Annotated in this window: 10 protein-coding genes and 1 tRNA gene; 8 read left to right on the plus strand and 3 right to left on the minus strand. The window is 55.1% G+C overall.

Translation table 11 applies throughout. From position 1 onward, the window contains the following. Nucleotides 1–211: 211 nt before the first annotated feature. Both lptF and lptG read left to right on the plus strand, forming a co-directional pair. Entirely contained in the window at nt 212–1309 is a 1098-nt protein-coding gene (gene lptF / locus CYR32_RS05130; protein ID WP_101823291.1) for an LPS export ABC transporter permease LptF, read from the plus strand. Next, on the plus strand, nt 1309–2382 hold the full coding sequence (gene lptG / locus CYR32_RS05135; RefSeq protein ID WP_101823293.1) for an LPS export ABC transporter permease LptG: 1074 nt from the start codon (nt 1309–1311) through the stop codon (nt 2380–2382). The genes lptF and lptG overlap by 1 nt, the downstream gene beginning before the upstream one ends. Before the next feature lie 74 nt (nt 2383–2456). Here the strand turns inward: lptG and CYR32_RS05140 are convergent, their stop codons facing one another. Next, nucleotides 2457–3212 carry a FadR/GntR family transcriptional regulator gene (locus tag CYR32_RS05140; protein WP_101823295.1) on the minus strand — a complete coding sequence of 252 codons (756 nt, stop codon included), beginning with the start codon at nt 3210–3212 and terminating at the stop codon, nt 2457–2459. 238 nt (nt 3213–3450) lie between these two features. On the opposite strand from CYR32_RS05140, the gene CYR32_RS05145 reads away from it, so the two are divergent. The 5 genes from CYR32_RS05145 to CYR32_RS05165 are packed head-to-tail and all read left to right on the plus strand — an operon-like array spanning nt 3451 to nt 7982. Beyond that, on the plus strand, nt 3451–4728 hold the full coding sequence (locus tag CYR32_RS05145; RefSeq protein ID WP_101823297.1) for an L-fuconate dehydratase: 1278 nt from the start codon (nt 3451–3453) through the stop codon (nt 4726–4728). Between the two features lie 2 nt (nt 4729–4730). Then, nucleotides 4731–5579, plus strand: a complete 849-nt coding sequence (locus CYR32_RS05150) for an amidohydrolase family protein (RefSeq protein ID WP_101823299.1) — start codon at nt 4731–4733, stop codon at nt 5577–5579. Beyond that, a complete protein-coding gene (locus CYR32_RS05155; RefSeq protein ID WP_101823301.1) occupies nt 5569–6345 on the plus strand; it encodes an L-fucose dehydrogenase in 777 nt (258 codons plus the stop codon). The genes CYR32_RS05150 and CYR32_RS05155 overlap by 11 nt, the downstream gene beginning before the upstream one ends. Continuing rightward, nucleotides 6342–6689: an L-rhamnose mutarotase gene (locus tag CYR32_RS05160; RefSeq protein ID WP_101823303.1), complete on the plus strand. Its 348-nt coding sequence runs from the start codon at nt 6342–6344 to the stop codon at nt 6687–6689. Before CYR32_RS05155 ends, CYR32_RS05160 begins: the two co-directional genes overlap by 4 nt. Before the next feature lie 54 nt (nt 6690–6743). Beyond that, nucleotides 6744–7982 carry a sugar MFS transporter gene (locus tag CYR32_RS05165; RefSeq protein ID WP_101823305.1) on the plus strand — a complete coding sequence of 413 codons (1239 nt, stop codon included), beginning with the start codon at nt 6744–6746 and terminating at the stop codon, nt 7980–7982. A 563-nt stretch (nt 7983–8545) separates the two neighbouring features. Here the strand turns inward: CYR32_RS05165 and ampH are convergent. Further along, on the minus strand, nt 8546–9694 hold the full coding sequence (gene ampH / locus CYR32_RS05170; RefSeq protein WP_101823307.1) for a D-alanyl-D-alanine-carboxypeptidase/endopeptidase AmpH: 1149 nt from the start codon (nt 9692–9694) through the stop codon (nt 8546–8548). 238 nt (nt 9695–9932) lie between these two features. Between ampH and CYR32_RS05175 the strand changes: the two genes are divergently transcribed. Further along, nucleotides 9933–10017, plus strand: a tRNA-Leu gene (locus CYR32_RS05175). A 451-nt stretch (nt 10018–10468) separates the two neighbouring features. Here the strand turns inward: CYR32_RS05175 and CYR32_RS05180 are convergent. Then, nucleotides 10469–13666, minus strand: a complete 3198-nt coding sequence (locus CYR32_RS05180) for an Eco57I restriction-modification methylase domain-containing protein (RefSeq protein ID WP_101823309.1) — start codon at nt 13664–13666, stop codon at nt 10469–10471. Between the last annotated feature and the right edge of the window lie 277 nt (nt 13667–13943).

Genomic DNA, 13943 nt, shown 5'->3' on the forward strand with positions numbered 1-13943 from the left:
GTCATTGTGTTAACTGCGGATGTTAACCTGAACGGCGTAATTTATTCTGTTTTCGGCGGCTATAGGTATGTTCCTATAGGGCACCCTAACACGAGATGTTTTAATGCTATTTTAGCTATGAAGGTGGCCATATGATGAGAATAAATGGCGCATTAGCGAAGAAACTAGCGATTTTCCTGCAAAAAGACAAGTTTTCACAGGCGTATTAAGCGTGATCATCATTAGATATCTGGTACGGGAAACCTTCAAAAGCCAGGTTGCGATCCTGTTCATCCTGCTGCTGATCTTCTTCTGTCAGAAGCTGGTCAGGGTGCTGGGCGCAGCCGTCGATGGCGATATCCCAACAAATCTGGTCCTCTCCCTGATGGGGCTGGGCGTGCCTGAAATGGCACAACTCATCTTGCCGCTCAGCCTGTTCCTCGGGCTGCTGATGACCTTCGGCAAGCTCTACACCGAAAGTGAAATTACCGTGATGCACGCCTGCGGGCTGGGCAAAAAAGTGCTGATTGTCTCCGCGCTGCTGCTGGCGCTGCTGACGGCGGTGGCGGCGGCAGGCAACGCTTTCTGGCTCGGCCCCTGGTCGTCAAAACACCAGGATGAAGTGCTGGCGGAGGCCAAGGCCAACCCGAGCATGGCGGCGCTGGTGGAGGGGCAGTTCCAGCCCTCGCAGGACGGCAACGCGGTGCTGTTCGTCGGCAGCGTGAAGGGCAAGGAGTTCCATAATGTGTTCCTGGCGCAGTTGCGCCCGAACGGCAACCAACGCCCGTCGGTGGTAGTGGCGGATCGCGGCCACATGGAGCAGCGCGCCGACGGCTCACAGGCCGTGACCCTGAACCAGGGCACGCGTTATGAAGGCACCGCGATGCTGCGTGATTTCCGGGTGACCGATTTCAACAACTACCTGGCGGTGATTGGCCACCAGGCGGTGAACCTCGACAACACCACCGAAGCGGAGCAGATGAGCATGGGCCAGCTGTGGCAGGCCACCACGCCGGATGCGCGCGCCGAGCTTCACTGGCGGCTGACGCTGGTGTTCTCCGTGCTGCTGATGGCGCTGATGGTGGTGCCGCTCAGCGTGGTGAACCCGCGCCAAGGCCGGGTGCTGAGCATGCTGCCGGCGATGCTGCTTTACCTGATCTTCTTCCTGCTGCAAAGCTCGCTGCGCTCCAACGGCGCAAAAGGCAAGTTCGACCCGATGGTGTGGATGTGGGCGACCAACGCCGCCTACTTCGTGCTGGCGCTGGCCCTGAACGCCTGGGACACGGTGCCGGTGCGCCGCCTGCGCGCCCGTTTTAAAGGAGCCGCGTAATGTTTGGGGTATTGGATCGCTACATCGGGAAAACCATCTTTAACACCATCATGATGACGCTGTTCATGCTGGTGTCGCTCTCCGGCATTATCAAGTTTGTCGATCAGTTGCGCAAAGTGGGGCAGGGCGGCTATTCCGCCACCGGCGCGGGGCTGTACACCCTGCTGAGCGTGCCGAAGGACATCGAGATCTTCTTCCCGATGGCGGCACTGCTGGGCGCGCTGCTGGGGCTGGGCGCACTGGCGACCCGCAGTGAGCTGGTGGTGATGCAGGCGTCCGGCTTCACGCGGATGCAGATCGCCGCGTCGGTGATGAAAACCGCCATCCCGCTGGTGCTGCTGACCATGGCGATCGGCGAGTGGGTCGCGCCGCAGGGCGAGCAGATGGCGCGTAACTACCGGGCGCAGATGATGTACGGCGGCTCCCTGCTCTCCACGCAGAGCGGGCTGTGGGCCAAAGATGGCCCGGACTTTATCTTCATTGAGCGCCTCTCCGGCGAGAATGAGCTGTCCGGCGTCAATATTTATCACTTTGATAAAGAGAACCACCTGCTGTCAGTGCGTTACGCGGCGAGCGCCACCTTTGACGCCGATGCCCGCGAGTGGAAGCTCTCGCAGGTAGACGAGTCAGGGCTGGGCGGCAAATTCATTACCGGCCACCAGACGCTGAACGGCGTATGGAAAACCAACCTGACGCCGGACAAGCTGGGCGTGGTCGCCCTCGACCCGGATGCGCTCTCCATCAGCGGCCTGCGCAACTACATCAAATACCTGAGCCAGAGCGGGCAGGAGTCGAACCGCTACCAGCTCAACATGTGGAGCAAGATCTTCTCCCCGCTGTCCGTGGCGGTGATGATGCTGATGGCGCTGTCGTTTATCTTCGGCCCGCTGCGCAGTGTGCCGATGGGCGTGCGGGTGGTCACCGGGATCTGCTTCGGGTTCCTGTTCTACGTGCTGGACCAGATCTTCGGCCCGCTGAGCCTGGTGTATAATATTCCGCCGGTTCTTGGTGCCTTGCTGCCAAGCCTGCTGTTTTTACTGATAAGCGTCGGGTTGTTGTTGAAGAGACGCTAGTTTTCTTCCCCCGATACGCAAAAAAGCCCCAGATTGGGGCTTTTTTATTTTTGCGGGAATGCAGGCCGCGCCCCTTACTCCTGCCGTGAAAACACCGAGATCACCGCGTCAAGGTGTGCCTTCATCGCCCGCCGTGCGCCTGCGGCATCCCCCGCGTCGATGGCTTCCAGGATCGCCCGGTGCTCCTGCTCGGAGCGGTGCGGCATGTCGTCCGGCGTGTAGTTCCGCTGCAACACCCGGAACATGCTGCCGTAACGGTGGCCGAGCAGGTGGCCGATGATGAACGCGTAAGCCGGGTTGCCGCTGGCCTGGGCGATGCGGATGTGGAACAGCCGGTCGCCGGGGTGGGTTTCCGATCCGGCGCGGTTGTCCTCGCAGTTGCGCAGGTAAGCGGCGCGGATGGCGGCACGCTCCTCTGCGCTGGCGTAACGGGCCGCCAGCGCGGCGGTTTCCGGCTCTATCAGGCGGCGGGCCTGCAACAGCGAGAAGGGCGGCAGCTCGCTGTTGAGGTCGAGATCGATCCCCAGCTCCTCGTCCAGCTCGCCCCACTGGCCGCGCCCGGCCTGCGCCATCACCGGCTCCGGCGAGGCGGTCACCGGCGGGTGGCGCACAATCACCCCGTTGCCGACCTTCACATCCACCAGCCCCACCACCTCCAGCGCGATCAAGGCCTCCCGCACCGAGGCGCGGCTCACCTGCAACTGGGCCGCCAGATCGCGCTCCGACGGCAACCGGCTGCCGGGCGGGAACTCCCCGTTTTCAATCAGCCCGCGCAGCTGATCGGCTATCTGCCGGTAAAGCCGTGGGTTTTCGAGCCTGGTAATCGGCATGGTCCCTTCTCCCTGTGGTCGGTTAAGCGATTCAGCCACCAATTCCCATTGATGCTCCTTGAGGAATTGTTAGCAGCATGTAAAAACTGAATCCGCGTTGATGATGTTTTGTGCAGCCGGTGCCATCTTAGCAAACCCCGCCGCCGGGTAAGCAACACATTCTCACTGAGTGGCCTGACCTTCAGGCTCTTTTTACCCGGTCAGTGGCCTGACCATTAGACCTGACAGCGAGGCACCCATGACCCAGTTTACCGCCCTGCGCGTTGAAGACATCCGTTTCCCCACCTCGCAGGCGCTGGACGGCTCCGACGCCATGAACCCGGACCCGGACTACTCCGCCGCCTATGTGATCCTGGAAACCGATGACCCCAACCTCAGCGGCCACGGCCTGACCTTTACCATCGGCCGCGGCAATGAGATCTGCTGTGCGGCTATCCGGGCGCTGGAACACCAGATCATCGGGCAGTCGCTAGAGGCCATCACCGCAGACATGGGCGCGTTCTGGCGGCGCTTCACCAGTGACAGCCAGCTGCGCTGGATCGGGCCGGACAAAGGCGCGATCCACCTGGCGACCGGCGCGGTGATCAACGCCGTCTGGGATGCGTGGGCGAAATCCTGCGGCAAGCCGCTGTGGCAACTGGTGGCGGACATGTCGCCGGAGGAGCTGGTGCGCTGCATCGATTTCCGCTACCTCACCGACTGCATCACGCCGGAGCAGGCGCTGCGGCTGCTCACCGAGCGCGCCGAAGGGCAGGCGCAACGGCGCGAGAAACTACTGGCGGAAGGCTACCCCTGCTACACCACCTCGGCGGGCTGGCTCGGCTACCCCGACGAGAAGCTGCGCCGCCTCTGCCAACAGGCGGTGGACGCCGGGTTCTCCTTCCTGAAACTCAAGGTCGGGCGCGACCTGGAAGATGACATCCGCCGGGTGCGCATCGCCCGCGAGGTGATCGGCCCCGACCGCCAGTTGATGATCGACGCCAACCAGGTGTGGGAAGTGGAGGAGGCGATCGACTGGGTCAACAAACTCGCCTTTGCCCGGCCCTGGTTTATTGAGGAGCCGACCAGCCCGGATGACATCGAAGGCCACCGCAAAATCCGGGAGGCCGTCGCGCCGGTGAAAGTCGCAACCGGCGAGATGTGCCAGAACCGCATCATGTTCAAACAGTTCATTATGCGCGGTGCGATCGACGTGGTGCAGATTGACGCCTGCCGGATGGGCGGCGTGAATGAGGTGCTGGCGGTGATGCTGATGGCCGCGCGTTATAACCTGCCGGTCTGCCCCCATGCGGGTGGCGTCGGGCTGTGTGAGTACGTGCAGCACCTCTCGATGATCGACTACCTCTGCATCGCCGGGACGCATGACGGGCGGGTGATTGAGTATGTGGACCACCTGCATGAGCATTTCGTCACGCCGTGTGAGATCCGCGGCGCGGCCTATATGCCGCCCCGTGCGCCGGGCTTCTCGATTGAGATGCACGCCGCCTCCCTCGACCAGTACCGCTTCCGGGGGTAACGATGCGCATCGATGCCCACCAGCACTTCTGGCGCTACCAGCCGCAGGAGTATGGCTGGATCAGTGACCAGATGGCGGTACTGCAACGCGATTTCCTGCCCGGCGATCTGTGGCCGCTGCTGCAACAACAGCAGATCGACGGCTGCATCGCGGTGCAGGCGCGCCAGAGCCTCGACGAGACGCTGAGCCTGCTGGCGATGGCGGAGGTTAACCCCTTTATCGCGGGCGTGGTGGGCTGGCTGCCGCTCACCTCGCCGGTGCTGGCCGACGTACTGGCCCCGTTGCAGGATTTTCCGGCGCTGCGCGGTGTGCGGCACCTGGTACAGGATGAACCCGACCCGGCGGCGTGGCTGCAACAGGCGGCACTGGCCCCGGGGATGCAACTGATTCAGTCACGCGGCTATGTCTATGAGCTGCTGGTGACCCACCGCCACCTGGCGGAGGCCACGGCGTTCGCGGCGCGTTATGACCGCCACTGGCTGGTGCTCGACCACCTCGGCAAACCAGACATCGCCCGCGGCGCGGCGCATTGGGCGCAGCAGATTGCGCCGCTGGCCGCGCTGCCGCATGTCGCCTGCAAGCTCTCCGGGTTGGTGACCGAAGCGCCCGGTTTCCGCTGGACGCCCGCGCTGCTGCGGCCATTTATCGACGCGGCGCTGGAGGCGTTCGGGCCCGGCCGGCTGCTGGTCGGGTCGGACTGGCCGGTCTGTTTACTGGCGGGGGAGTACGCGGACGTCACTGACCTTTGCGGGCAGGCGCTCTCCGCCCTCAGCGACGCCGAGCGCGCCGCCATCCTCGGCGGCAACGCCTGCCGCCTCTACGGCTTACAGGAGCCAGACTATGCACCTTAACCTCACTGACAAGGTCGTAATCGTCACCGGCGGCGGTTCCGGCATCGGCGCGGCGATCTCCACCACGCTGGCCGCGGAGGGCGCGATCCCGGTGATCGTCACCAACACGCCGCCGGAGCCGGGTTTTCTGGCGCAGCTTCAGCAACAACAACCGGCCGCCTGCGTGATCCTCGCCGATCTCTGCCAGGAAGCAGACTGCCGCCGCGCCGTGGCCGAGACGCTGACGCGCTTCAACCGCCTCGACGGGCTGGTCAACAACGCCGGGGTGAATGACGGCGTCAGCCTGGAGGCGGGGCGCGAGGCGTTCATCGCCTCGCTGGAGAAGAACCTCGTCCACTACTACCTGATGGCGCACTTCTGCCTGGATGCCCTGCGCGCCAGCCGCGGCAGCATCGTCAACATCAGCTCCAAAACTGCGCTGACCGGGCAGGGCAACACCAGCGGCTACACCGCCGCCAAAGGGGGCGTGCTGTCGCTGACGCGGGAGTGGGCGGTGTCGCTGCTGGAGGACGGCATCCGCGTGAACGCGGTGATCCCGGCCGAGGTGATGACGCCGCAGTATGAGCGCTGGATCGACACCTTCGACCAGCCGCAGCACAAGCGCGACAACATCACCGCGCGCATCCCGCTCGGCAAACGCATGACCACGCCGCAGGAGATCGCCGACACCGTTGTGTTCGCGCTTTCGCCGCGCTCGTCGCACACCACCGGCCAGTGGCTCTCGGTGGATGGCGGCTACACCCACCTCGACCGGGCGATCACATGAGGATCTGTCAGGCGCTCGACCTGGTCGACTCCCCGGCGCTGATTGCCGAGTATCAGGCGCACCACCAGCGCATCTGGCCGGAGGTGGCGGCGCACCTGCGGCAGCACGGCATTCTCGACATGGAGATTTACCGCCTCGGCACGCGGCTGTTTATGGTGATGGAGGTGAGTGACGCCTTCGATCCGGCCGCCTTTGCCGAAGCGAGCGACGCCAACCCGCACATCCAGCGCTGGGAGGCGCTGATGTGGCACTACCAGCTTCCCACCCCGTGGACCCCACCGGGTGATAAATGGGTGACGATGGACCGCCTGTTTTCCCTTGCGGATCAACCCGCAGCGCAGTAGCCCGGCGCATTACGCGCCATTGATGCGTTATCCACCCTGGATCAAGGAGTTAACATGCTAGTCAACAAGAGTGCGTCACTGCCGGGCAATACCGGCCAACTGGCCACCAGCGGGCGCTGGGCGCTGATGCTGGTCACCAGCCTGTTCTTTATGTGGGGGTTGTCCTATGGCCTGCTGGATGTGTTGAACAAACATTTCCAGGAGACGTTGCACGTCACCAAGGCGCAGTCCGGCCTGTTGCAGGCGGCCTATTTCGGTGCCTATTTCCTGGTGGCGCTGCCCGCCGGGCTGTTTATGGACCGTAAAGGCTATAAAGCGGGGATTCTGGTCGGGTTGTGCCTGTATGCCGTGGGCGCGCTGCTGTTTGTGCCTGCCGCCTCCGCCAACAGTTTTGCGCTGTTCCTGCTGGCGCTGTTTGTGATCGCCAGCGGGCTGGGCTGCCTGGAGACGGCGGCGAACCCCTACGCCACGGTGCTGGGTGACCCGGCCGGGGCGGAGCGTCGGCTGAACCTGGCGCAGTCGTTTAACGGGCTGGGGCAGTTTATCGGCCCGATGATCGGCGGCACGCTGTTTTTCTCCGCCACGCAGGCGCAGGGCAGCGGGCAGGAGTCGGTGAAGATGACCTATGTGGTAATTGCCGGGCTGGTATTGGTGATCGCCTTCCTGTTCAGCCGCACCCGGTTACCGGACATCCGCGAGAGCGGCGACGCACCGGGGGAGGCACCGCGCGGCCTGTGGCAGCACCGGCACTTCGTCGGCGGGGTGGTGGCGCAGTTCTTCTATGTGGCGGCGCAGGTCGGCGTCGGGGCGTTCTTTATCAACTATGCCACCGAGCACTGGCATAACGTCTCGAACCAGAGTGCGTCTTATCTGCTGTCGGTGGCGATGATCAGCTTTATGGTCGGGCGCTTCTTCAGCACCTGGCTGATGGGGCGGGTGGCGGCCACGACGCTGCTGATGCTCTATGCGCTGGTGAATATCGTACTGTGCGGGTTGGTGGTGCTGAGTATTGAGAACGTGTCGGTGATTGCGCTGGTGGCGGTGTTCTTCTTTATGTCGATTATGTTCCCGACCATTTTCGCGCTGGGCGTGAAGAATATGGGTGTGCATACCAAGCGCGCCAGTTCGTTCATGATTATGGCGATTGTCGGCGGCGCGATCATGCCCTACTTCATGGGGGCACTGGCAGACCATTACCACACGGCGATCTCCTACCTGCTGCCGATGGCCTGTTTCGCGGTGGTGTTTATGTACGGGCTGAGCCAGCGCCGGGCGCAAAAGGCGGGGCATTAACCGATAGCCGCTGTCAGATTAGCGATAACCAGGGCGACCTGAGCGTAGCAGGTCGCTGTGGGAGCGTCGCGGTAAGGTCGGAGACTCACGGGGCGACCAGCGGGCGAGGCGTCCCTCCGGGAACCTCGTCCGCTGTTTCCCCTGTTAATGGGCTTGGTGGGTCGCTGTGGAAGTGTCGCGATAAGGTCGGAGACTCACGGGGCGACCAGCGGGCGAGGCGTCCCTCCGGGAACCTCGTCCACTGTTTCCCCTGTTATCGGGCTTGATGAGTTGCTGTGGGAGCGTCGCGGTAAGGCTGGAGGCTCACGGGGCGACCAGTGGGCGAGGCGTCCCTCCGGGAACCTCGTCCACTGTTTCCCCTGTTAATGGGCTTGATGGGTCGCTGTGGGAGGTGTTGCGGCAGGGCTAAAGTTTAACGGGGCATTATGACCGCTGTGGGAGCGTCGCGTTAAGTCCGGAGACTCACGGGGCGACCAGCGGGCGAGGCATCCCTCCGGGAACCTCGTCCACTGTTTCCCCTGTTATCGGGCATTGTGAGTTTCTGTAGGTATATCAGTCACGCGTCAGTCGTGGCTGTTGTTATTCACCAGCGCCGTGACCAGATCGTTTACCCCGTCACTCATATTGGTGAAGCGCGTCAGTTCGGTGCGCGTCACCACCACGAACACGCCGATGTTCTTCTTCGGCACCATCGCCATATAGGTAATGAACCCGCCACCGCCGCCGGTTTTCTGGATGATGGTCGGGCGGCCGTTTTTCGCCGCCATTGTCACCCAGCCCAGCCCCAGCGCATCCGCCTGGCCTGGCACGTCCATGCCTTTCAGCGAGACCAGCTCACTGCGGCGGAAGTACATGGTCTGGTCACGCGTGGCGACCACCGACGGCGCGCGGCCGTTGGATGCCAGGAACTGCTGCATCCAGCGCTGCATATCTTCCGGCGTGGAGTAGACGCCGCCACTGCCCGCCGCCGCGACAGTGCTGCGGCAGGCGCTGCTGCCTTTGCCGACCATCAGCCGCGCGCACTGTGCCGCGGTCGGCGTGAAGGTGGTGTTGACCATGCCGAGCGGGCCGGTGACCTTCTCGCGCAGCAGGGTGGGGTAGGGCTTACCGGCGGCGTTGGAGAGCGCATCGGCCAGCAGGTCATAGCCTAAGTTGGAGTAAGCGGCATGCACGCCCGGCGGCACGGTGATTTTGGCGGAGCGCAGGTATTGCCAGCGGTTGGCCTCGGTCGGCCAGGTGAACACCGTGCGCCCGGCCTTGCCGCCCGGCTGCTCACGCGGCAGACCGCTGGTGTGAGTGGCGAGGTTCAGCAGGGTAATCGGCTGGCGCGCGTTATAGGCGGGCACACGGGCGCCGCGCGGTGCGTATTTCTTCAGCGGGTCAACGAGCCGGACTTTGCCTTCATCCGCCAGTTTCACCATCACTTCGCCGGTCATCAGCTTGGTCAGCGAGGCGATGCGGATCATCGAGTCCGGCCGCGGGCGCAGGTCGTTACCCGGCTGGGTTTCCCCATAACTGCGGAACACCTGTTGGTTGTTATCAATCACCACCAGCGCCATGCCCATCGCACCGCTGTTATAGAAAATGTGCTCTGCAAAGCTGTCCACGACCTGCGAGGTCAACTGCGCCTGGGCAAAGCCGCGCACCGGCAGCGCCGCCGCAACCAGCCCGAGCAATAAAGAGGGGAGTAATTTAGCCAATCTGGTTTCCATGAGAGGCAAGAGACAAGTGGCGATTATCATAATGGCAACCGCCGCGTCTGACAGGCAGAAAATGCGGCCGATACTAAAAAAAGTGTGAACAATCCTCACGCCCGCGTTGCGCATGCCTGGCGGGGCAGGGTGATGAAGCGCTGAATTTTTCGTCACTTAAGCGCAGACAAAAGGGATAACAGTTGCATGGCGATCCTGGGCAGGTATAATGCACCCGTTTTCCGCATACTACTTCAGTGCCGAAGTGGCGAAATCGGTAGACGCAGTTGATTCAAAATCAACCGCCGCGAGGCGTGCCGGTTCGATTCCGGCCTTCGGCACCATCGAGTACGTATGAACAATCAAACCACCGCAAGGTGGTTTTTTTGTTTCTGGGGGTTGGGGATAAGGCTTCATGCGTAATAGACATTTGAGCATATCTGATTCTAACAACCCTTCAAGATTAATTAACTTGAATCGAAAATTAAGTTTCTAAAATTAAGCTATTACTTAGAAACTCAAACTAAATATATAATTTGAAGGGTAGTATTTAGAAGATATAAAATCTTCACTTTAAGATAAATATAAAATTTTTATGCTTTACTTTAACGCATGTAGATTTTTTAAATAAAATGCTGTTCCTAAGCAATTATTTTTATATAAATTATTATTTATGAAACAAATGGGTTTGCTTGTAAATTCTTTTATGTAAAATGAATTTTTAGAATTTAATTAACTTATATGCAGTGATTGAGAGTCTTGCTCTATAGCAAGACTCTATTAAAATTTAAATTTTTATAAAATGGCGCTCCACTTAGTTAATATAATTTCAGCCGCTGATTTTATTTTATCAATAATTACTTTACGATGGTTTTTTTCATGTTCACTATGTGCACAAATGACTAATTCGACAAGCAGATTATGGTCTTTGTCAGATGGATCAAACTTGGGTAGATCGAGATGCTTAAATATGTCCGCTACTTGAATAGAAACATTATGTGAGTTTATCCATTCTTGGACCGTAGCAGAATTCAATAACCCACAAAGGTAGTAGGCGGTTTCTTTATCATCAAAAGAAGCAAAATAAACTTTATGGTCAGGAATATAAGGTCGGGAACCAATAATAGGAACAATAGCATCACTTACAACTGCTGAATAAAAGGATGATGACATCTCAGGCCATATTACTTTCCATGGCTTAAAAGTATATTCTCCAATGTTGTAAATAGCATGAAAAGGAGCATCTTTCATTTGCAAACGATACGTCGATCTATTTGATAATAACTTTTCGAATGATCTAAACCACCCGGATGTTTTCTTGTATTTTGATGAGTTAAGAGCGTTTTCTGCACTAATGTAATCTGCTGTTGAGATCCCTTTATTTGGTACAAAAGTGTATAACCGTTCAGTGCTATAGTTAGGTGAGCTAAGTTTCAAATAACATTCTTCAAAATCGCTAGCTCCTTTAATAAGTGGGTAAAGCATATCTGGTTCTATCCACACCTGCTTTTTAGGGCCAATATCTTTACGTCCAGCTTCAGGTCGGCTCTGTATTTGAACTAATTCGCCATTATCTTGCAAAACTGGAACAAAATATACCCCATTAAGATCAGTAGTAATTCCTTTACGACCTTTTACCCAATCGCATTGCTTAGATAAATATTTAATAGACTCGAATCTTCCAGGCGGTAAAATAGCCCAAGGTGATCCAGGCTCATTGACTGGAAATGCTTCTTTTTCCTCTGCTTCTATACGTGAAGAAACTTCATTCAGCGATAGAGAGGATTTGATAGACTTCGTTTTACCATTGGCCGCTTTCCATACTTGATATTTTACTGGATAAACCGCTTCTTTGTATGCCTTTTTAAAAATAGCAACCGTAGTATGGTTGCTTGCATCCTCAAAAGGTTTTAAAGCTTTCATATCATCGACTGAAATAGGCTGTAGATGCATTGAGTTTTCAAGCTTTGGTTCAATTTTGAATGTTCTGAAACCGGCGGAAGAAGGGTTCTTAAAAAGCGTTCCAGTTATTACAAAAGCTAATTTCCCTTCATTTTTAAGCCATTTGTCTGCAACGGTATAAGTAATCATAGCAGAAATATCGAGTTCATTTCCGCCATGTCTTTTTGTGTTTGAAAATATCCCATACTGTTCACAAGTCGGCTTAACACGCTCGCGATAAAGATTTGGTAATTTAGACCAGCGGACCCATGGTGGATTACCAATTACCATATCAAACTGACCTGCTGTAGCAGACCAGAAAAAGTTTCTGACAAGCCTGAACCAAATGCCATTCCATTTCTTTTTATGTAAATTTAAAACTTGATCATATGTATAGCGAAGAGAAACGTCCCATTTTTCAAGAAGTTGACCATCTAACACACCAAATTTCAACATTAATTTTTTTGAATCATTATATTCAAGGCCTGATTCAACATGTTGTCCCATCCGCTCGAAAACCTCATCAAGTAAATTGCGGTCTAAAGCAAGTTTTGATGGTAAATGGATATCCAGTTTTGCAAATTGGCTACCAATTTTATATTCAACAATATGATCATCTTTTTGATCAGGAGAAGCTGCGGGTGAATAAATAGCATCAGCCATAAGTACTGGGACTTCGAAAGAAACACCTGGGCACTGCGCCAAAAGATCGGCAATTTCTATTAAGAAATTTACCCTTGCTGTTTGGACAGCCAATGGATTTAGATCAAACCCCCAAACGCTTTCGCATAAAATTTTTAGGGTCTTACGTGCATCCCATTTTTCTTTTAATGCAAGTTCTCGCTTAAGCCTTATTACCGCAAGTAAGAATGCACCGGAACCACAAGTCGGATCTAATACTCGTTGATTTAAAAAATCTTCTTCTGAAACTTTTTTTAAAGTAAAATCTACTAGCCAATCCGGAGTATAAAATTCACCTAAGCTTTGCCTAAGTTTGCTGGGGACAAGCCCTTGATATAGATCGCGTAATACATCACGTGTTCTTTCTAAATGATCAAGCCTATAAAGGGATAGAACAGATAACAATCTACGTAGGGATGGTATTAATTCAGAGGCGGAATTTTCTTTTCCTAAATCTATATACCAGCTAAAAATAGCTTCTTCTATGAAGCCATTAATTCCTGCATCTTTGAATAATGCAGAACGTTCTATCGAGTTATCTAAAAAAGATAATAATTGGCTATCATCTTTTAATGTGGCCATACTTTGAGCCGGTTGTTCAATTGCAGTCAACCCATGAGCGGAAATTATTTCAGCTGCAATAAGCTTAATCAGCATTGAATTATATGTGTGAATTATGAACAAACGTGCTGAAATCGAATGCTCACTTTTTCCCGCCCATTTGAATGTCAACTCGTTATTGATTGCCTCAGCCTGCAACGCTGACATATCAGCAACCTGACCGTACATAGTTCTCCATTCTTCATAAAGCATTGATATTTTATTATTGCTATGGGTATCTAAAGCATTTTGGAGACCTGAAGATAAACTCTGCATAAACTTTCTGGCATTTTCTGAGCCAAGGCCAAAATCTGCTAATAAGTTATCAGTAGTTAAAGCTTTTCGCGTATCAGAGCGAAATGCATCTAATACCATTTCAACCGATTCAAAAGAAAATGGCATCAGGTGCTGACTTTTTATATTCCCGTCTACCAATTGTGCAAAGCAAATATGTTCACCATCAATAGCTATTCCAATAAAGTCAGATTCAGGGATGCCTGTATTAGCCGATTTACGTTGAATATAAATCTTAAGCCGATCATGCATGGCACTTTTAAATGCGGCACTTTCTTTATTACCATGAAATAATCCGGGCGCTTTATACTCTATAATGACATGGTTTAAACTAGCGTCATTGCGATCCCGTTCCGCATTTAAATGAAGCCCAGTGGCATCTTCAATGGCTTTGTTCCATGCAAATCGCACTTCTTCTTCATTCTGCCATGGTTTTAAACGTTTTTCTTGGATGGCTTCAAAAGCAGATTGATTCATTATAAAGGCCTGTATATAGGTATATGATAAATACTATAAAAAACATAAATGCTATTTTAATACATTAAAAAGCCTATGTCTTCTTTAGAGAGTTACATTAATTTTACTAAATCATTACAAGAAATAATAGTCCGCTTTGTTAAAAAATAGTTCAAGCTAAGTGTTTTTTCAATCATCAAATCAGAATGTTACTCAGAATGAAAGAAGATTATAAGCATAGTAATATATTGTACTATAAAATATTTTGTACAAAAGGTAAACTGTTTAGAAAACTAGC

Source organism: Chimaeribacter coloradensis, from assembly GCF_002858715.1.
Taxonomy (GTDB): domain Bacteria; phylum Pseudomonadota; class Gammaproteobacteria; order Enterobacterales; family Enterobacteriaceae; genus Chimaeribacter; species Chimaeribacter coloradensis.